General features: G+C 49.7%; 18 protein-coding genes. 4 read left to right on the forward strand and 14 right to left on the reverse strand.

Going from position 1 to position 19325, the window contains the following annotated elements; all coding sequences use genetic code 11:
• Positions 1-246: 246 nt before the first annotated feature.
• On the forward strand, positions 247-666 hold the full coding sequence (locus tag VGK02_06500) for a MarR family transcriptional regulator (GenBank protein HEY3374694.1): 420 nt from the start codon (positions 247-249) through the stop codon (positions 664-666).
• Here VGK02_06500 and VGK02_06505 read toward each other — a convergent pair whose 3' ends face one another.
• Positions 667-1446: an inositol monophosphatase family protein gene (locus VGK02_06505; protein HEY3374695.1), complete on the reverse strand. Its 780-nt coding sequence runs from the start codon at positions 1444-1446 to the stop codon at positions 667-669. It lies immediately after the preceding gene.
• A gap of 68 nt (positions 1447-1514) precedes the next feature.
• Positions 1515-2090 carry a hypothetical protein gene (locus VGK02_06510; GenBank protein ID HEY3374696.1) on the reverse strand — a complete coding sequence of 192 codons (576 nt, stop codon included), beginning with the start codon at positions 2088-2090 and terminating at the stop codon, positions 1515-1517.
• A gap of 151 nt (positions 2091-2241) precedes the next feature.
• Here VGK02_06510 and VGK02_06515 point away from each other — a divergent pair, with 151 nt between their 5' ends.
• A complete protein-coding gene (locus VGK02_06515; GenBank protein ID HEY3374697.1) occupies positions 2242-2499 on the forward strand; it encodes a hypothetical protein in 258 nt (85 codons plus the stop codon).
• 91 nt (positions 2500-2590) lie between these two features.
• Here VGK02_06515 and VGK02_06520 read toward each other — a convergent pair whose 3' ends face one another.
• From VGK02_06520 to VGK02_06575, 12 genes are all read right to left on the reverse strand, one after another.
• Positions 2591-2764 (reverse strand): hypothetical protein, encoded by a 174-nt coding sequence (locus VGK02_06520; protein ID HEY3374698.1) that lies wholly within the window; start codon positions 2762-2764, stop codon positions 2591-2593.
• A 30-nt stretch (positions 2765-2794) separates the two neighbouring features.
• Positions 2795-3046 carry a hypothetical protein gene (locus VGK02_06525; protein HEY3374699.1) on the reverse strand — a complete coding sequence of 84 codons (252 nt, stop codon included), beginning with the start codon at positions 3044-3046 and terminating at the stop codon, positions 2795-2797.
• Positions 3047-3197: 151 nt separating this feature from the next.
• Complete coding sequence (locus VGK02_06530) at positions 3198-3908, reverse strand: hypothetical protein (GenBank protein ID HEY3374700.1); 711 nt, start codon at positions 3906-3908, stop codon at positions 3198-3200.
• A 60-nt stretch (positions 3909-3968) separates the two neighbouring features.
• A complete protein-coding gene (locus VGK02_06535) occupies positions 3969-5165 on the reverse strand; it encodes a PP2C family protein-serine/threonine phosphatase (protein HEY3374701.1) in 1197 nt (398 codons plus the stop codon).
• A 6-nt stretch (positions 5166-5171) separates the two neighbouring features.
• Positions 5172-6146 carry a deoxyhypusine synthase family protein gene (locus VGK02_06540; GenBank protein ID HEY3374702.1) on the reverse strand — a complete coding sequence of 325 codons (975 nt, stop codon included), beginning with the start codon at positions 6144-6146 and terminating at the stop codon, positions 5172-5174.
• A gap of 284 nt (positions 6147-6430) precedes the next feature.
• Entirely contained in the window at positions 6431-10618 is a 4188-nt protein-coding gene (locus VGK02_06545) for an Ig-like domain-containing protein (protein ID HEY3374703.1), read from the reverse strand.
• Between the two features lie 658 nt (positions 10619-11276).
• A complete protein-coding gene (locus tag VGK02_06550; protein ID HEY3374704.1) occupies positions 11277-11873 on the reverse strand; it encodes a DUF1641 domain-containing protein in 597 nt (198 codons plus the stop codon).
• A 9-nt stretch (positions 11874-11882) separates the two neighbouring features.
• Entirely contained in the window at positions 11883-13025 is a 1143-nt protein-coding gene (locus VGK02_06555) for an FAD/NAD(P)-binding oxidoreductase (protein ID HEY3374705.1), read from the reverse strand.
• Positions 13026-13037: 12 nt separating this feature from the next.
• Complete coding sequence (locus VGK02_06560; protein ID HEY3374706.1) at positions 13038-13271, reverse strand: sulfurtransferase TusA family protein; 234 nt, start codon at positions 13269-13271, stop codon at positions 13038-13040.
• Positions 13272-13288: 17 nt separating this feature from the next.
• Positions 13289-13690, reverse strand: a complete 402-nt coding sequence (locus VGK02_06565; protein ID HEY3374707.1) for a DsrE/DsrF/DrsH-like family protein — start codon at positions 13688-13690, stop codon at positions 13289-13291.
• Between the two features lie 287 nt (positions 13691-13977).
• Positions 13978-15423 carry a metallophosphoesterase gene (locus tag VGK02_06570; GenBank protein HEY3374708.1) on the reverse strand — a complete coding sequence of 482 codons (1446 nt, stop codon included), beginning with the start codon at positions 15421-15423 and terminating at the stop codon, positions 13978-13980.
• A gap of 109 nt (positions 15424-15532) precedes the next feature.
• Positions 15533-16171 (reverse strand): TetR/AcrR family transcriptional regulator, encoded by a 639-nt coding sequence (locus VGK02_06575; protein ID HEY3374709.1) that lies wholly within the window; start codon positions 16169-16171, stop codon positions 15533-15535.
• Positions 16172-16346: 175 nt separating this feature from the next.
• On the opposite strand from VGK02_06575, the gene VGK02_06580 reads away from it, so the two are divergent.
• On the forward strand, positions 16347-18209 hold the full coding sequence (locus VGK02_06580) for an MFS transporter (GenBank protein ID HEY3374710.1): 1863 nt from the start codon (positions 16347-16349) through the stop codon (positions 18207-18209).
• Between the two features lie 142 nt (positions 18210-18351).
• Entirely contained in the window at positions 18352-19113 is a 762-nt protein-coding gene (locus tag VGK02_06585; GenBank protein HEY3374711.1) for a hypothetical protein, read from the forward strand.
• The last annotated feature ends 212 nt before the right edge of the window (positions 19114-19325 follow it).

Genomic DNA, 19325 nt, shown 5'->3' on the forward strand with positions numbered 1-19325 from the left:
CTCTGTGCTACAAAGCGGTTTTTCTTGTATTCATTCGCTCGGTTTACTTAGATTTTCTATAGCTTAGTAATTCTATAATATATAGGTTCTATATATATTTTCAAGCTTTTCTGCAAATTGTCGATAATAATAGTGCCACTACAAGCTATATATTGTTACTTATGGACAATTTTCAGAACCATGATATACTTAGCTTATCTAAGTAATGTTATACTTAGTTTATCTAAGTATTAGGGGAAATGCAAGATGCAAATTATTGACCGACATACCGATGAAATACTGGATGGGCTCTTAAGCGTCCTTCGTAAATCTCGCCCGCAGCACGTAAGCAAGATTTTGGGGATTAGCCGTGCCGAGCACCAGGCGCTTCGTATCCTCTCCGCAAACGAAGGCTGCGATATATCGACCTTTGCGGCTAATGTGGGCATCAGCCAGCCGACCGCAACGGTAACCGTTGATAAAATGGTCGATTCAGGTTTCGTCACCCGCACACCCTGCACAAACGACCGCAGGGCGACCAGGTTGCATTTAACCGATAAGGGCCGGGATATTGTAGAGCGCTCTAAAGAGGCGCATCGGGCTATTATGGCGCCGTACGTGTCACGCCTTACCCCAGATGAGCAGGAAGAGCTCATCCGCATCCTCAATAAAATGAACGAATTTTAATTACTTACTGCATTCAGCAATGATTTCGAGCATCTGGTCGTGGATGCGACCGTTTGTGGCAAGTATTTGAGGTGATCTGATATCGAACGGCTCACCGTTAAGTTGCGTAATCCTGGCGCCGGCTTCAAGAGCAATAAGGCCGCCGGCCGCCATATCCCACGGCTTTAAGCCATACTCCCAATAGCCGTCAAAGCGACCGCTGGCTACCCCAACCAGGTCGATTGTGGCCGCGCCCGCTCTGCGAATCCCCTGCGCCCTGAGCGAGAACTTGCGAAAACAATCAAGAATAGTCTCCGGGTCATTTCTGAAACTATAGGGGAAACCGGTGGCTAGGAGTGTTTTGTTGAGGTCATCGATATCGGATACATGAAGCGGTTTGCCGTTAAGATACGCGCCTTTGCCTTGCTGCGCGGTGAAGAGCTCATCCAAGTTGGGGTCATAAATAACGCCGACCATGAGGTCGCCTTTAAACTCGAGAGCAATGGAAACCGCGTAAACGGGGAAGCCATGCGCGTAATTGGTTGTTCCATCGATTGGATCGATAATCCAGAGATAGTCTGAGCCGGGCTCTATCGCGCCCTCTTCCTCGGCAAGTATACTGTGGTCGGGATAACGCTTTCGTATACCGTCGACAATGAGGGCTTCAGACTGAAGATCGGCCTCGGTTACCAGATCGACAGTGCCCTTGTATGTAATAGTATGGCGTTCTCTCGATAGTCTTTTTATAAGCCGACCTGCGTTAAGCGCCAGGTCGACAGCAAAACTAAGATAATTATCCATGTTTTAGTGGTGTTGTATTTTTATAAAGTTTACCCATGTAGAGAAACGCGCAAAACTTGCACACCAGGCTATACTGCCGGAATCTCCAGCTGTTCGTTTTGATACCATTCATCTATCACACCATTCGCTAGAAAAAACGTTTTATTGATAATGTTTTTGACTTCTTCCGGCAATGAATGAAATTTCTTATTGAGCTTTAGATATGCGAAATCCAGACATTCGTGCATGATATCTAAAAACACGATAAGCGTCTTCCTTGCCGCGCGACCGTGCCGTTTCCACTGGTAGCTATACATGTTATAGAAACTCAGCATGAAATCGCTCATGCGTTCGGCGGACGCTTCGGGGCGCCAGTCCATAACGGTCGTGGTATCGAGAACATCGTTTAAGCCGTCGATGTATGATACGAACCCGCCGTTAATGCCGAGAACGGCATCATCTTGCATGGCTTCGGTAAACGCCTGCCTGGTAAGCTTCTCAAAGACATAAAGGCCTTTGCTGTCGATCTCGGTGTTCTCTATAGACTCATGCGTTTCCTTAAAGTACGCTCTTGCAACTGATGCAATCCCAGACACCCTGACATACCCCTTTTCCTTCTCTATATGTGCGGCTTGTGCGGTGTTTATTTTTTCTGCTCGTGCCATGTTGCCTCCCAAGTTATAAATATCATCGCACTTGTAAGCATATAAGCTTGGCTCTTATGAAGATGTATCGGTCTATGTTGGAGCGACTCAAGAGAAAAAAATAAAAAAGTTGTGCTGTTTATGCTGGGACTGAAATGTTAATAAAGGTGCGATGAGCGAAAACGTAGTCTTCGAGAATTCATGCGGGTACCGGTTAGTGGGTGTACTGAACATTCCGGCATCGAAGTCACTGGTGCCGGTTGTCGTTTTTGCGCATGGGGCTAGCGGTAGCCTGGAGGGTTATAGCAACGATAGGTTAGTTAAACTGCTGGCAGAGGCGGGCATCGCAAGCCTTCGATTTACCTTTACCGGCTATGGAGCGAGGGCACGCAAGATGAATCGACTATCACGCAGCAAATTGATGACCTAAAACATGCGATTTCGTTTATCCGTCGCCATGATGGAACGACCGGCGATCATTTTGCCCTCTATGGCGTTGACTCAGGCTGTTTGAGCTGTCTTTATATAAACCTCGAAGAGCACCCGGCAACAAACGCCCTGGTTGCGGCAAATATCGACAGTGAGTTTCCCGATGCCCCCGGGCTCGCGCGGCAGATTACCACGCGACCCTCTTCATCGAAGGCTCGGCAGACCACTATTTCACCGACCCGGCAGATCTCGACCTCGCCGTCCACGTGGCTGCCGAGTGGCTTACCGGAGAATTTCTACTCCTCGGTGCTCTTCCCTAGCGCCTCCATGACGTTCTTCCACCGCTCTTCACCAAGACATGATTTCGCGGATTTACACCACTGTATGCACGAAGGCGTCTCTTTCTTTTCAACATACTCTTTGCAGTTAGGGCAGCGGCGCCTCATCTCATCCGAGAATATTTCGACCTCTACACCACAGTTTTGACACATATATATACCTGCGGTTATATTGCGCATATCCGAACCGGGGCATTTTGCTGACGGCATAACGCTCTCCTTTATCCCTGCGCGCAGCACGTGCGTTAGAATTACATAGAATTTCAATGTATATAAGCATGATCGTATTGATCACGCTTATATTATACGGCGAGGGTAGCGCGATATACATGACTTATGTCAATTCTAACGCTATTAATCGCTAGCGTTGCGCGGTGCTCGAGTGCTGCATGCTTTCGGCACGCTCTTTAATGCCGAAGAGCATCTTGCGCTCCATGATAAAGTGCAGTGGCTCGGTAATAACCCGCCACATAATAGTATTACCTATACCCGGGCTGTAGGAATACAGGCTGCGAGCGATAAGCCGTGTGTGGGTGTCATCGATTTTCTTGAGGTAAAATACCCAGGTGCTGCCGTAGTATTGCTCCGGCTTCGGCTCACCCGGTTTAAGGTCGCGGCCCGTTTTGGCATCAGTAATGCCGCCGAGAATAAGTACCTTGTTCGGCTCGACTGCGTAGACGGGAACCTTCGGATAATTCGAGTCCGGCTTGCCGAACCTGACAAAGTCGCCCGGTTTAGTATCCTGCCATTCGGGGTGAATACGATCTGCGCTGCGCATATCGCAGCCCGCAATGTTTTCCAGCCAATCGTAGCTATAGAGACCGCCACGGCCTTGCCCTATTTGCACAAGCCACGGCCACACGTCTTCTACGGGCGCATTGATCGTAATCGCACGGGTAGATCTAATATTTGGGTCTGGCGATAAATCATCACCGGGTAAATCCATCTTTTGCTCTTCTTTGATCGCCCCCCAGCTAAGATGCCAGGGTTCGATAAGAATAGGGTAGAGCAGCGCAAGTACTACTATAATTTCGATTCCTGAAACGATGATTGTTTTAATATTTATTGCCACGACTATCCCTCAACTTTCAATAATCTTCGCAAACAGGGGAGTACGGATGCGGATTGCCTGCTATCGGCGCTTTAAGACCAAGATAGCGGTATCGTCGATGAGCTTTCCGTTTGCAAAGCGCAGAGCTTCGTCGCGTAAATGACCGGCGATTGCGCGGGCAGGCGCATCTCGAACCTCTTCAATAGCGGCGACCAATCTTTCTTCACCGAAAAACGATCCGTCTTCGCTGCGCGCCTCAGTCAAACCGTCGGTGTAGGCTACAAGTAAAGCCCCTTTCGGTAAGGTAATCTCGTGCACCGAATATGTCGATTCCGGACCGACAGCTAGAACGATACCACCCGGTTCAAGAAGCGTGCACGCACCTTTACAAAATACAACCGGTGGGTGTCCCGCATTGACCAGAGTAACTTCATCGAGTGCGCTGACCAAACCCGCAATTGCGGTGGCAAACCGGCCGTCATCAAACTCATGAGCAAGCACACGGTTAAGCCGGCCAAAGACGTCGGCAAGGGCGGCGTTTTCGCGGATAAACCCCCTGAACAACGAACGAATTAGGACCGCATCCGTTGCGGCCTCAAGACCGTGCCCTGAGATATCGCCGAGGATGAACGCTGCGCGTTGGTCGTCAATGGTGAAGAGATCGATGAGATCGCCGCCGATTCGAGCCCGCTCTCCAGAGGGCAAGTAAATCGAGGCGACGTCGATATCGAAGACCGTCTTAGGGATGTCCGGCAGCAAACCCTCCTGGACGATGCGCCCCACCTCGGCCTCTTCTAAGAGTTCCTTGCGTTGCGCTTCAAAGTATGAAGTCGCAATTGCAGCCAGCGCTGCGTGAAGAAACTCATCCATAGCAATCATCCAGCGAAGCGTGTTCTCTGAAGGCGGATTGAACAGGAACGAGTTATAGCTCTCTTCGAGAAAATGAAAGCTGATAATAAGCGCCTGGTACGGGAAATTGCGGCGTGCCATATCCGCACCTAGCTGCTCGAGGTAATTGATACATGTCTCAAGCTCTAACGCTTTCATGCAAACGAGCATACCGTGAAGCAAATCGCCAAAGAGGCCTTGCAACTGCTCGCGTGTAAACCCCGGCGGTTGCCAGGTACTAAACTGCAGCTGAATCCACTCGGTAACGATCTCGTTCTCATTAGGCATCAAGCGGTCGGCAACTTCTTGGAGGGATCGCCGAATCGGCTGCCCGAATTCTACAAGTTGATATCCTACAAAATCGCTCGTGTCCTTTGGCTGATGGCCCATACTACTTTACCACCCGAGAATATAGGCGAACATGAGCGGGGCGACAATCGTAGCATCCGATTCAACGATAAACTTCGGGGTATCGACGCCGAGTTTACCCCAGGTAATCTTCTCGTTCGGCACCGCCCCTGAGTACGATCCATAGCTTGTAGTGGAGTCACTGATCTGGCAGAAATAGCCCCATACCGGTGTGTCGGGTCTCTTCAGATCTTGATGCAACATCGGCACGACGCAAATCGGAAAATCGCCGGCAATGCCGCCGCCGATTTGATAAAAGCCGATTGAAGCATCTTTCGATGTTTCGCTATACCATTTCGCAAGCTCGATCATATATTCGATACCGGTTCGCACAAGATGGACATTATCGAGTTCACCTTCGATAATGTGCGCGGCAAACATGTTGCCGAGCGTCGAATCTTCCCAGCCCGGGACCACGATTGGCAGGTTTTTCTCCATCGCGGCGTAGAGCCAGCTATCTTTGGTGTCAATTTGATAATATTCTTTAAGCGTACCCCTGCGTAAAAGTTCATAAAAAAACTCATGAGGAAACATCCGCTTGCCGGCGGCAGCGGTTTCGTGCCATAGGTCGACCATGGCGCTCTCGATGCGGCGCATTGCTTCTTCTTCAGGGATGCAGGTATCGGTCACGCGGTTGAGATGCCGGTTTAAGAGCGACAGCTCGTCTTTCGGGGTAAGATCGCGATACTGCGGCACACGCTCATAGAAATTGTGCGCGACCAGGTTGTAGACATCCTCTTCGAGATTCGCACCGGTGCACGTAATAATATGCACCTTGTCCTGCCGTATCATTTCTGCAAGCGATAACCCGAGTTCGGCTGTGCTCATCGCACCTGCCAAAGTTACCATCATTTTTCCACCATTATTCAGGTGGTCAACATATGCTCTCGAAGCATCGAGTAGGGTTGCCGCATTAAAATGACGGTAGTGATGCTCGATAAACTGGCTAATCGGACCTTTCAATATTCTGCCTCCTCACATGCATATACGCTCTAAGCAAAGAAATGTACTACGAATGCGCTTAAAAAGCAAGTTTAACACGTGAAAGTTGTTGGTGTGAGCGGTAGGGGAACGACCGGCGAGAGTTGTGATATATAGGTTGTCCCGTGACATTGCCGTCGTCTGCACCATCACGGCTCGCGGGATTGGCCTCTTCAAGACCAATCCCGCGAGCATTCACATCGTTCATATTGGTTATCGAACTCGCATTAACCATTCGCGCTTATATTCGCTATGCTTGTTAGCGATTATGTTGCCCTTCTTGCTCTCGTTATCGATAAACCACCGATAACGAGAGCAATCGCGGATAGGAGCAGCATGTTTGTGTTCATGCCAAACGCTACACCACTGCTGACTGCCGCTGGTTGCGGATATCCTATTGCAAATGGTGAAAGCGATGGCGTCCTACCGATTACGACATGGTTTACTTTATCAATGGACACGGTTACATCCTGCCAACTGAGACCATCCCAATGGAATAGATGTAACTCATCTTCATGTCCCTGTACGAGTTCCGGCTGATACGGTACTGTAACCGTAATATCGCCCAGGTATGAAGCGGTGGTTGCAATATCGATGTAGCGACCGGCAAACAGAAAGCCGAACGGTGGCCCCGACGGAGCATTGGATAGCACCCCTACCGATGTCATACCCGCCATCGTGATGTCTGCAAACGTAATAGATGCGTTGTTGCCAAAGTCAAGGTTAATGTTATGACCAACCGGTGTCGTGACTGAGCCTTGGTATGTATGCGCCGCAACTATGTCGCTCTTTTCCGAGAGATTGCCGACCGCATCATAGGCTCTGATGTAATAGGTATGCGGTGAGTCGGGTGCAAGACTCAAGTGTGCATACGAAGCAGTAGTTACATCGGCTATCTTCTCGTCGGTTGCCGCGTTGTAGACGCTATATCCCGTTACCCCGACGTTATCGGTTGATGCGCTCCACGACAGGTCGATTTCCGAGCTACCAATCGGCAGCGCATGAACATTAGCCGGCTTGCTCGGTGCTTGGATGTCACCGCTAGGAGGTGGTGATTGTGACGCTAGGAACGCAATGGCGTTATCCATAATACGCCAACCGGGCAGTGTGAGGTCATTCAGATTATTGAGGCTCATATGCACAATCCAGGCCTCAGTGGGTCTGCCGTAAAATGTGCTTGAACCACCATCCGGGATGGTCGGCGGGCTCGTCACAATGCCATCATCAGGCCTTGACCCTGGCGGATATGAAAGGATCGAGGTATATTGTGAACCTTTATCATTCAGGTAAGCTAGCTGCTTTGCATCCGCGATCTGGCACAACACATTCGAGCCGCTAGACCAATCGACTTGCGCACCGAGATTGCCCGATGTGTTGACTATCTTAACCACCTGACCTGTGGAGAACCCCGACATTATTGGGCTTGAAGAATCTTGAACGTAAATGTCGGTCCCGGGGTTATAGGCGGCAAGGTTTACATCCGGCCAGGTTAAACCCCCAACCCCTGGATCGAGCAACGTCATTCCCAAGCCCCAATAGTAAAGAAGCCAGTACCCGGCCTTCCACTCAAGGAGCGGTTTCTTGCGCGCATACAATCCGTCGATAAGGTTTGTTATCTTTTGGTCATTGCCCCCCGACATATCTAAATTAAGGGCGTTCATGCCCTCCCGGGATAGCGCGACCATATCGCCGGCCGTACAATCCCACGGTGTACCTTGGCTGGCGCTAACATCACTAATATCTTTTAATGCGACGTCGTAATAACCGCCATAATTCTTTGAGTACCTTTGCATAAAAGCCTGCTCGCTCGGTGCAAGGGAAGCCTTATTGCCGGCAAAGAACAATATCTTATACGTGCCCCCGCCTGCCTGCTGCTCGATTGTAACCGCCACAGATGAGGATGCCGGGCTCAAGTTGCCTGCCTCATCCTGAGCTTTTGCTGAAAGATTATGGGAGCCGGAGGCTAAGGTTACGGTTACGGCAAAATTGCCATCGCCTAACGCTTGTGTTGCGCCTACCTCGGTTGACCCGTCGTAGATACGAACGGTTGTATTAGCCTCGGCATTTCCTGTTACATGCACGCTTCGTGTGTTGAGCGTTGCGCCGTTGGCAGGCGCTGTGATACTTGGCGCACCGGGCACTTGGGAATCGACTTTAAATTGCTGCTGCACGGTGGGACCAAGATTTCCATGGGTATCCGCCGACCAGCAATAGAGTGTGTGTATACCCTCCGATGCAGTGAAGCCGGCACTATATGCTATTGCACTGGCGGGTGACGTTGAATCCCACTCATAATACATCACGCCCGGTTGATTGCTGCTGAGCGTAATAGCCGGTAGCGTTTTAAACCATCCGTTATTACCGTTCGGGGCTGCAGGACTGGTTGCAATTGTAGCCGTTGGCAGAGCAGCCGGCGTAAGGCCAACATTAAGGTCGGTTACCGCAACGTCGGTGATGACTACTTCCCGACTCCAGACACTGCTATACCCGGCCCTCTCAACTAAAACCTTATATTTGCCGGGCGCCACAAGCCAACCATAGCTCCCCTGAGAATCGGTTGTTTGAGGATTGGTATCCGGATCCATATAATCCGCTTTGGCAACCGGATCCATCACTTCATAGACGCCGGCGGCAAAATTGAATTGATGCAGGGTGACTTGCGCTCCTTCCACCCTATGTCCATCCGTCGTATCGTATACGTAACCGCTCGGGTCGATCAACGTTATTGTCATGACCTGCTGCGAGAAGCTGCCGGCTATACTATCGGTGAGAGAAACGGTAACTCTATAGCTGCCGGGCCCAAGAGGTAGAGCCCCCGCCGGAACCGTGCAGCTATAAACACCGTCGCCATCGGGGTCTTGAAGCAGGTAAGACAGATTCGTTGAGACGCCGTTTATCAGAACGGTTGCCAAAGATATATTGTTTGTATTTGATATCGGCACGTCTATGGTGATAGTTCTTGCGCTGTAGCTTGTAATCGAGCCAACGCCCGTATTTGCATTCGTACCTGAATTATTAAACCCATCGCTTGCGGTAGGGGGACTTACTTGTGGCACGAACGTACCAACGGTTACCGAAATCGGGGTTGAAAATCCGCTTGCCGAGCCGTTTAGTATAGCACGTGCAGACAAGGTATAAACCGTTTGTTGGAGTTGAACGGTCAACAATGCAGAACTATGCCATGAGCCTAAAGGGTCACTTGTTACCGTGCACATGAGGTTATTAGCCTGGTCATAGACCTCGACAGTCGTACTTGGGGTCGTGGTTCCATACAGTAACACTGAGCCATTAGTGCTCGTCGCCGGTCCGTTGAGCGTGGGGACCGTGGGGGCGGGGGGTTGCGATGGGTCAAACCAGAACAAGTATCCGCTTGGATATGTTCCGCCGTAGATGTAGCCATTCGACCCGGTGGTTAATGCCGGAACTTGCGTTTCCCCGGGCACGGGTTGACCCCACATATACGGGTTGGCAGGATCTGAATCATTTACCTGGATAACCCCGCCTAGCAAATTGACCCCAGACGTGAAGCCTAGTCCAGCGAACAAACGATCCGTGCTATCGACCGCTAAAGCCGGCAAACTGTAAAACTGCATTGTTGGCAGATTCGTAGGAACCGGTGTGGGAAATTGCCCGGAGACCGGGTTGTAGGTCCAATACGTTCCGTAGAACTGGCCGGAAGTTGAGCTGGGGGTAGGTGCGCCTCCGGCAACTATACCGCTTGGTCTGAGAATTCCCCCTATACCAAAGGCGCCGGTGATGGGAGCACGTCCCGCATCTTGTACGCCGCCCAGCAGGTTATTGGTGTCGAAATATATAACATGGCCGTTATTGCCGTTTGGGGTTTCAATCGGTGTGATTGAAGTTGTCGCATAAATCTTTCCCCCGTGCTCAAACATATAGCAGATATAATCATCGGGTATAGACGCCCGGCCTAAATCCTGAAACCCTGATTGGCTAAGCCGGAAGAGGTGGGCTGCATGCGTTGAGTTCTGCGCAGCGGCGGTTCCTCCGTAAATGTACCCGTCGGATGCGGCCAGCAATCTGCTCACAGAGTAATCGACTGTTCCCTGCAGCGGATTACCGTAATCATGAAATTGGGTGGTATTCGGGTCATAGGAGAAGACACGCCCCATCGTGTTGCCACCGTATACCTTGCCATCGCTCGACATAATCAATGTCGATATCCACGCAGGCCAATACGGATACGGCGAACCAAGGTCCTGTTGCACCCCGGAAGCAGGATTATAGCTAAACAGGTGCCCGTTTGCAGTAGCACCATAAATCATGCCGCTCGGAGCAGTAGCCAACGAGACGATACCGCCGGACGGCATAACCGGTTGGCCGATCACATTGAAGTTACCAACCCCTAATGCAATCGTCGGAACTAAGCCTGTGCATGCAAGCGCACAAACTAATAACAGAAGAATAACTGCTGCCCTACTAAATTTTTTCATGGCCCCCCCATCGCCTTTCGGTGAATCAAGTGTTTGCTGTAATGACCATATTCCCTGGCAACAATACGTGATTATGGTTGCCGTTAACGCCTTTATCGTTCTGCCATCTATAAGCCATAGAGTAGACAATTATTTCATCTCGGATGATTTGAAGGGTGGGGAAAGCTAGGGTGGACCGGCTCTTTGTCGACAGTCTAAAGGTAGGCCCGGTTTTTCGCAGATGCCGTATAGCAATCCTTAGGCCGTGCTCGCATGCCTTTGTCATAATGCCAAGCCCTTTTCCTTATAAGCCGGACGAATCCATACGTATATGGATTTTATTCTCTGGTACTGAGTGAACGGTGCGGTGTAAAGATGCGCTGCTGGATTTTATTGCTATGTCTAATGCTGTCTCGTGCGATAAAGATACCAGAAATTACTACTATTACCATATTTTACCATTATACTATCGTTTACGTACTTACCAATATCTACTATACTGCTAAATCCATTCGCTTGGCAAGTACCCTGGGTGGTATTTAGATAATTATTTAGCTAATGGTTATATCTGGCTTTTGGTTACGCGTGATGAACAAGGATGATCAATTCCTAACGTCCCTTTATATGGGTGATCGGTAGGTTATGGAAAAGGCGTTAAAAGTTACTAAATAGTTATATCTTACGTTTGCTCGGTATTTAAAATGCCTGGAAGGCGCCGCGCCAGCGCAAGGATAAACTTCAAGCTGTCCTGTATTTGCGGGTCCCTCAACTCGCCTAGGAGGCCGAAGATGGTTATCCGGCGCGTATCTCGGCGTGCTTCGCTGGCAGCCTCCTGCGCGGCATCAAGAAATTGGCCGCCGGTAAGCGCAAGCGAGACCCCGGCGGATAAAGGTCGCGATACCAGAGGGGATGTTATAGACTGGCGCACAGCGTTGGCCAGGCTGCCAAGCTCGGCAAGTGTTTCCAGCGTACCGCTTTCTTCCAACTGCTTAATAATGTCCAGAGAACGCTCGAGACTTTCGGCAGTCTGCGCCACCCCGGCTACCAAGCTTCTCGTCTCGTCGGTATTAACAGTATCGACCAGCTCGCCGAGCTGCGCTGTTGTTGCAGCCAGACGCTGGACAATAGCCGGTGTCAGTGAATCAAGGGCGGCTACCAACAATGCGTTTGCGTCCTCGAGTTGTTTAGGTGTATGGGCTCTTGTTTCCTCTATGTAGTTACGTGCTTGAGCCTTTGCTTCATCCTGCGGCCCAGATGCCGTTTTGTCGTCAGACATGCATGCCCCCTATAGAAGGCCCCGCTGAGAGAGCCAGTATATTTCGTTAAATGAAAGCTTAAACCAATGTATCATCTCGCTGACCGGCAATGGAACCGGCGGATTGTTATAGTCGAACGAGATGAACGTTGCCTTATCGAGGCCCATCTCAACAAAGCAAGCTACCTTGCCATCATAAAACCGGGATGGCGGCAGCCCGTTGATCTGCGATATTATGTTCGCCGTCACCACATCGGCCTGGTAATGCGCGGTCGAGCCCGCTTTAGAGATCGGCAGCGCGGTGGCATCGCCGATAACGTAAATATCATCGTATCCGTCGGCTTTAAGGGTGTAACGATTCGTCGGGATGAACCCGTCCTCATCCCCCAACCCTGAATCGTGCACAACGTGTGCTCCCCGGTGCGCCGGAATGGAAATGAGAACATCAAACGGTACTTCGCTGCCCTCTAAGCTGGTAACGACTTTCTTTTGCGGGTCAACCGACTCAACGTTAAAGAACGTTTCCGAATTAATGCCGCGCTTCTCGAACTCGGGCGCCGCAAAATTTGCGACCGGCTCAAGAGAATGCAATCTGCCGATCGGATAGGTGTAGATCAGGTTGACCTTATCGCGAATACCCATATGCCTATAGAAATCATCGAGTATAAAGATGAGTTCGAGCGGCGCCGCCGGACATTTATGCGGCACGTCTACAGTCATTAGAATGGTACCGCCGGCGAAATTCACGATCTTATCGCGCAACTTCTCGGCGCCCTCCGCCGTATAGAAAACATCTGCGGCTTCGGCGAGCCCCGGTATTGTTGTTGGGTCCAGGTACGAGCCGGTGGCTATTACCAGGATATCGTAGGGCAAGGTTTTCCCGCCCGCCGTAGCAACGGTATGCCCCGCTGTATCGATCTTGACAGCCGGATCGATGAGTAGCTCTACCCCTGGTTTTAATAAACTCTTTTCCGACCTTGTGTAGTCCTCAAGCCGGACTTGATTGATGGTTATGTAGAGGAACGAAGGCTGATACACATGGTTAGGGGTATCGGTTACCAGCGTCACCTTAGTATCACCGCGGCTGATCTGTTGCTTTAGTTCACCGGCAAGATGGTTGGCGACAATCGTTCCGCCCGAACCACCGCCAACAATTACTATATTTTTAGCCAACCGGCTTCCCTCCTACTTTACCTTTTTAACGGCGATCTTCCAGTACTCGCCGTCCTGGGCTTTCTCGTTGTATACGAGCTCCTGACCGGTCTTCTTCGCCCATTCAGGAATATCCCGAGCCGATCCTGAATCGGATGACAAAACCTCTATGGTTGTACCCATATCCGCTTTCCTGATGGTTTTAATAAGTTCCATAAGCGGTCCGGGGCAGTACGAACCACGTGCGTCTACCACTTTATCTGCCATATCGCATCCTCCTCTCACTAAATCGTTAAGATCATGCCGCCTTCAGATATACCGAAGAATTCGCTAACCCCGACTATATCATCAATGACGTCGAGCATTTCGTCTTTAGCCCAACCCATAAGGTCAACGGCGAGCGCACATGCATAAACTTTAGCATCTCCGATTTCTTTTGCATCTTCTAGAAGCTTGTAATACAGATCAGAGCTTTTCTCCATTAAGGCTTTTCCCACATCCGATTCAATGGGGAAGTTCTTGCCCTCAACCGTCTTCTTAAGAAGCATTTCCATTGCACCCATAGTAACAAAGAAATTGACCTGCATGCCAGAGGTAGCGGCGATCGCGCCCATCATTGTCCCTGCCTGCATTCGTTCCAACTGCGGGGATATCAACACAATAGATAGTTTCGGCTGCATTTCCATAGTTTTTCCTCCTTTTACCGTCTAAACTCGTCGGTTTACTGAGTGCATCGATGTGGCGCACGTAAACAAACATATGGATTAGATTGCATTAATACATATATGCCCAAAATAAGCTGCGGTTATTTAAACATGTATTTGCCGGGACCTCGCGAATGGTACCTGAATGGTACCTATAGCAAAATACGTGCGTAGGCGCTGCAAAAGTATAGTGTAAGATATGACCCGCTATGCGACCGTTCAAAGGCAGAATTCTAGCAGTTCGGTTGAGAGTCGTTGGTTGGTTTAACTTAGCTGACCGTGTCCGTTAGTAGGTCTTGCGATTGTTGTGCAGCCAGCAGTTGCGAGCGCATTTTGAGGTCGTTCGCTACGGTTTCACTAAAACCGCCCCATAAACTATCGTCCGAATTGATGAGGCCGGCAAGATGTTGATGAAGAAGTGACGGTTGCGCCGAGCCTGCATTGACATCGAAAAGCTCGAGAGAGCACACGCCGTTTGTAATTTCTTCGTTATACATGCGAAGCAGCACGGTATCAAGGTTTTCATCCAGCAAAGCAACTGCTCCACCGATAACCGGACGGAGAACGGGCTGCTCGAATACCCAACCGCCGGTATTGCACAGGTGTATGTTGTTCGCGAACCCGGGAATAGGCATATCCTCGTGGTAAGCCTTATGCGTATGCCCAAAGACAAATGTGATATCGGAGGGGAGCGTACCGCCGCATTCGCTTAAGAGCTGGTTCTTTACCGGACCGCCCACATACCTCTTGAGCCCGTTTTCCGCATCTGCGCTCAGATAACCGATATCCTTGTTGCGTTCAAGCGCAAACGCAACGTCGGCCAGTATGCAGAGAAGCTGGTGCAAGAGCTCTGTCTCGACTAGGTCAAATACACCCGGGAAGCCGATTTTCTTCGCTACGCTCGAAGCAAGGGTTTTAAGCAACCGCTTAAACGCATCCGGGTCTTGCATGCGATGGTAAATGACCTCGATATCAGTTCCCGCTTCGCCCGAGCGCCCCATCGTCGACCAGAAGAAATCGATCCAAGCGTAATTCTCAGCCTCAAGATCGCGGACGTTGTCCGGGATGACATGCTCTGGAAACAGTATTGTTTTTAGCGTGCTCATCAGCATATACATGGACTCGATAAAATGCCCGTGGTGGAAAACAATACATTTGCGCTTATCTTCGGTAATAAGCCCTAGATTCGGATAGGCTGCCGCAACAACGTAATCTTTAAAGTGCTCGTGCCGTTGCACGAGACCCGTGAGAAACCGCACGGGAACATAGGGTTCGTTCTCAATAAAGAGCTTGGTCGAATGCCATGGGACCGGTAGATATTCACCAGGTGCTTTGCGCTGAATAAAGTTGAGATATTGCGTTTCGCGAGCCAATTCCCATAAATGATGATCGTGGTTGCCGGGGATATAGATGATGCTTTCAAACAGCGGCTCGCCGGTATGCATGGTAAGCTCGATAAAGCGCTCAAACGCCATGGCCGCCTGGTTATCCAGTGCGAGGGCAAATTCAAGCGTATCGCCGCATAAAATAAGCGTTGGTTTTTTGGGGCCCCGGTTGCCTTCAATCAGGTGCCGCAAACAGCCCGTAAGCCGCTCGAGTACCGTGCTGGCTTGACTGAGATCGGGCTCGAGACTTCCCGGCTGCAAGTTGGTAAGCAGGCTTGATTCCTCACCTAAGTGCATATCTGATAAGCATACATAGCGAATATCCGGCATATCGAGCCTCCTGGTATGTAAGACAACTAAAATAGGGCTTACATACTATTCTACTCAAAACACAGAAGCATAAAAGAGCGTAGTACGAATTATTAATAAATAATTCTGCCTAAAAGGTGGAATTACCGCAGAATAGATATGCGGCGAGCATATCGGTTAGCTCATCAACCAGACGGTCCTCACTTATGCCCTGGTTCGGGTGACGTGCAGCATGCATAACCGTTTCGACCGACCGGTATACCAAAAACGCCGCCGCTTCAGTATCTTTTACGCGAACCGTATCACCGAAGAGAGCGATATACGAGGCGATCTCACCGATGAGCGCCGCTTCGTGCTCATCGTGAACCTGCCGTATATCGGGGTCGCAGAGAATGAGCGCGGCGGCCTCTTGGTTAAACTCGGTTGAAAACTGATGAGCGCTGAACAGGTTCTTAATAAAACCTCGCAGCAGTGTGCGCGTGCCATCCATGCTAAAATTATCTTGCATTGCCCGCACGTGCTCCTGAAGATGCTCGCGACCTAAAAGGAAATTCTTATCTAAAATCTCAAGAAAGAGCATCTTTTTATCTTCGAAATAGCAATAGAAGCTGCCGATGGATACACCGGCCGCAGCTGCGATTTCTTTAGAATTCGTGCCGTGATACCCCTTTGCGCAAAAGAGATGCAGCGCAGCATCGATAATCCGCTCCCGCGTCTCGATTCCTCTTTGTTGCCGGGGCTTTCTGGCCCGCCCGATCTGTGCCTGCATTAAGCATTCACCTAATCATCTTTCATTGACAATATGAACTTTAGTTCATATTATTGTATAACATGCATTAAAAAACAATGGTCGGCAAGCAATAACAAGCCTGCCGACCATTGTTTTTTAAGTCTTTAATGGTTGCATACCATTGTTATTGTACCGTCAGTTGAAAGGATACTCGATGAAGTTAATCACTGATAGCAACCGGAAGTGGTGGGCGCTTGGCACGGTCAGTTTTGCCTTGTTTATGATCGTCCTCGATGGAAACGTTGTAAACCTTGCGATCCCGAAAATTATTAAGGATTTTAACGCAACGCTGCCCCAGGTAGAGTGGGTCAGTAACGCTTACCTGCTCGCGTTCGCCATATTCCTCATCACATTCGGCCGGTTAGGCGATATGATCGGGCGAAAAAAGATGTTCGGCCTAGGAATTATCACTTTTACAATCGGCTCGATGCTATGCGGTATCGCAGCCGATGTGACACAGCTCACCATCTTTCGTATTATCCAGGGCCTGGGCGCGGCCAGCATGATGCCCGCAACGCTCTCGTTGATTTCGGCCAACTTTGCAAGAAAAGAGCGCGGCATGGCGATGGGTATCTGGGGTTCTATCTCTGGTCTTGCCATTGTTGCCGGCCCGATTCTCGGGGGCTTTATGACCGACCGCGGGCTTGGCGCCACGATCAACGGCTTGTTCGGTATTTCGCAGTATTGGCGCTATGTTTTCTTTATAAATATACCGTTCGGCATGTTAGCCTTGCTTGCCACATTTGTTGCGATAAAGGAATCGCGCGATGCCGAGCGCACGCACCGGATCGACTTCGGTGGGATCATCCTCTCAGCGATCTCGGTATTCCTGCTCACATTTGCATTCATCGAGGGGCAAAAATACGGCTGGTGGCATACAAATCAGATTCCCAAGTTGCTCGGGATGAAGCTTCATTTTGGTTCGGTTAGCATTATTCCGGCACTGTTCGCCCTGTCCGTTATATCGGCGATCACCTTTGTGCTTTACGAGCGTACGGTAAAAGTCGACCCAATGATGGATGTAAAACTCTTTAAGAACTGGAACTTCTCGGCCGGTAATTTCTCTACCGCAGTCGTCAACTTTGCCACAATGGGTGCGTTTTTCCTGTTGCCGCTGTTCTTGCAAAGCGTGCTGGGATACTCGGCGCTCAAAACCGGTATGATGCTTCTACCGTTTGCGGCTACCGTAATATTTGCGGCACCGCTTTCGGGCAAGTTAACCGATATGATCGGTGGTAAATGGGTTGTTGTCAGCGGTATGGCCGTTATGGCAATCGGCCTATACTATATCGGCCGTTTTGCGCTTTCAACATCGTTTACCGACCTTATCGGACCGTCAATCGTTCTGGGCTTAGGTATGGGTATGACCAATGGGCCGCTTTCAACAATCACGCTGCTCGATATTCCGCCGGACGAGTTTGGCGGCGCATCGGGCATCACCGGTACCATGCGGCAAATCGGTGCGGTCATGGGTATTGCCATCCTGGGAGCGTTCCTGCAAAGCACTATGTCTGCAAATATCGAAGCCAATATCAATAAGATTGACGGGCTGCCCCGCGCGGCGAAAACAGAGATCGTGACGATGGCAAAAGCCAATGATACGCAGCTGGGATCAGATACATCAAAAGAGCAGCAATTTCGTAAACTCATGCAAGATCAAATGAAGAACATCAAGCCACCAGCGATGCCGGCGAATGCCGCAAATCTCCCGCCACAAAAACGAGTTATGATTCAGCAGCAAATGAAAGCTAAACAAGCGGAAATACAAAAAGCTATGGCTGCTAAGTTTAAAAAGTTAGGCCACGATATCGAAACGGCTTCAAAGCAAGGCTTCACCGATAGCATCAACGCAACGCTTCAGTATGCTGCACTAATCGCATTGTTTGCTACCGGCACATCGCTACTCTTCAGAAATAAACGGGCCGTGCTGCCAGTACGGGCAATGCAAGAGACCGATGAGCTTCAAAACCCTGTATTTAAACGGAAAGACGACGTAGAAGGCGTTGAGGAAATCTAGCCTGAGCTTTTTACGGGTGCGATAATTTTTACAATTTAACGTATCAATCGGCGCGTAATGAGAAAGGGGCGACCGGTAACCGGTCGCCCCTTTCTCTGCCCTCTATCAAGCTCGGTTCACTGGTCCTTTGAGCTTAATCAGCATGACTGTGTGTTTACATAAAAGCCCTGCTTTTACTGCAGCTCTTGACCCTCTTGACCTTGAAGCACTTGTGACCTTTGTGGATTTTGTGCTTCTTGACTATCTTGTGGCTCTTGAATATCTTGTGATGCTTGATTATTTTGTGGCTAGCAAAGCTTTTGAACATGTTGTTAACATCAATGAAGTGAGCCTCGTTAGCAAAGCAGCATCCGTTCTCTTCGAAGCACCTGTTCTCTTTAAAAACAACTCGCTTCTCATTTTCTTTGAAACAGCACTTGTTGTCTTTGTGCTTGAAGCATCTGTTGCTTTCTTTCTCGACGAACCTTTTCTCGTTCTCTTTGAAGCAGCACCTGTTTTCTTTGTGCTTGAAGATTATTCTCTTTTTGTTTTCTTTGAAGCATCTGTTATCTCTGCCGTTACAGCGTTTGTTGTCTCTGTCTTTGAAGCCTTTGCTTATGTCGCCAGGCTTATGGTTGTTGCCGTCGCGATTATCTTTGCCTTCGTGGTGGCCATTCTTGTTGTCCTTGTTGCCGTCGCGATTATCTTTGCCTTCGTGGCCATTCTTGTTATCCTTGTTGCCGTTATCCTTGTTGTTGTCGTTGTTATCCTTGTTGTTGTCCTTGTTGCCGTTATCCTTGTTGTTGTCCTTGTTGTTGTCGTTGTTGTTATCCTTGTTGCCGTTGTTGCCGTTATCCTTGTTGCCGTTATCCTTGTTGTTGTCGTTGTTGCCGTTGTCCTTGTTGTTGTCTTTCTGATCCTGTGATGTATTCGTCCTCGTGTATATCCTTACGTCATCGGAAGCACCATTATTGTCCTTCTTAGGTGCTACTTCATCAGCGCTACCGCCACCCTTTACGCCGTCTTTCGTACCACCTTGGCCGTTATCTTTCACGCTACCAGGACCATCTTTTGTGACAGGAGCCTGGTCTTTCACAGAATCTTTTGCCGAAGAGTCATTCGAGACAATATTTTGAG

The organism is Candidatus Aquicultor sp., from assembly GCA_036504445.1.
Lineage (GTDB): Bacteria > Actinomycetota > Aquicultoria > Aquicultorales > Aquicultoraceae > DASXVE01.

Excerpts from the sequence above, each read along its gene's own strand:
- VGK02_06500 (HEY3374694.1), top strand. The coding sequence starts at position 247 with ATGCAAATTATTGACCGACATACCGATGAAATACTGGATGGGCTCTTA.
- VGK02_06505 (HEY3374695.1), bottom strand. The coding sequence starts at position 1,446 with ATGGATAATTATCTTAGTTTTGCTGTCGACCTGGCGCTTAACGCAGGT.
- VGK02_06510 (HEY3374696.1), bottom strand. The coding sequence starts at position 2,090 with ATGGCACGAGCAGAAAAAATAAACACCGCACAAGCCGCACATATAGAG.
- VGK02_06515 (HEY3374697.1), top strand. The coding sequence starts at position 2,242 with ATGAGCGAAAACGTAGTCTTCGAGAATTCATGCGGGTACCGGTTAGTG.
- VGK02_06525 (HEY3374699.1), bottom strand. The coding sequence starts at position 3,046 with ATGCCGTCAGCAAAATGCCCCGGTTCGGATATGCGCAATATAACCGCA.
- VGK02_06535 (HEY3374701.1), bottom strand. The coding sequence starts at position 5,165 with ATGGGCCATCAGCCAAAGGACACGAGCGATTTTGTAGGATATCAACTT.
- VGK02_06545 (HEY3374703.1), bottom strand. The coding sequence starts at position 10,618 with ATGAAAAAATTTAGTAGGGCAGCAGTTATTCTTCTGTTATTAGTTTGT.
- VGK02_06550 (HEY3374704.1), bottom strand. The coding sequence starts at position 11,873 with ATGTCTGACGACAAAACGGCATCTGGGCCGCAGGATGAAGCAAAGGCT.
- VGK02_06560 (HEY3374706.1), bottom strand. The coding sequence starts at position 13,271 with ATGGCAGATAAAGTGGTAGACGCACGTGGTTCGTACTGCCCCGGACCG.
- VGK02_06565 (HEY3374707.1), bottom strand. The coding sequence starts at position 13,690 with ATGGAAATGCAGCCGAAACTATCTATTGTGTTGATATCCCCGCAGTTG.
- VGK02_06570 (HEY3374708.1), bottom strand. The coding sequence starts at position 15,423 with ATGCCGGATATTCGCTATGTATGCTTATCAGATATGCACTTAGGTGAG.
- VGK02_06575 (HEY3374709.1), bottom strand. The coding sequence starts at position 16,171 with ATGCAGGCACAGATCGGGCGGGCCAGAAAGCCCCGGCAACAAAGAGGA.
- VGK02_06580 (HEY3374710.1), top strand. The coding sequence starts at position 16,347 with ATGAAGTTAATCACTGATAGCAACCGGAAGTGGTGGGCGCTTGGCACG.
- VGK02_06585 (HEY3374711.1), top strand. The coding sequence starts at position 18,352 with ATGACTGTGTGTTTACATAAAAGCCCTGCTTTTACTGCAGCTCTTGAC.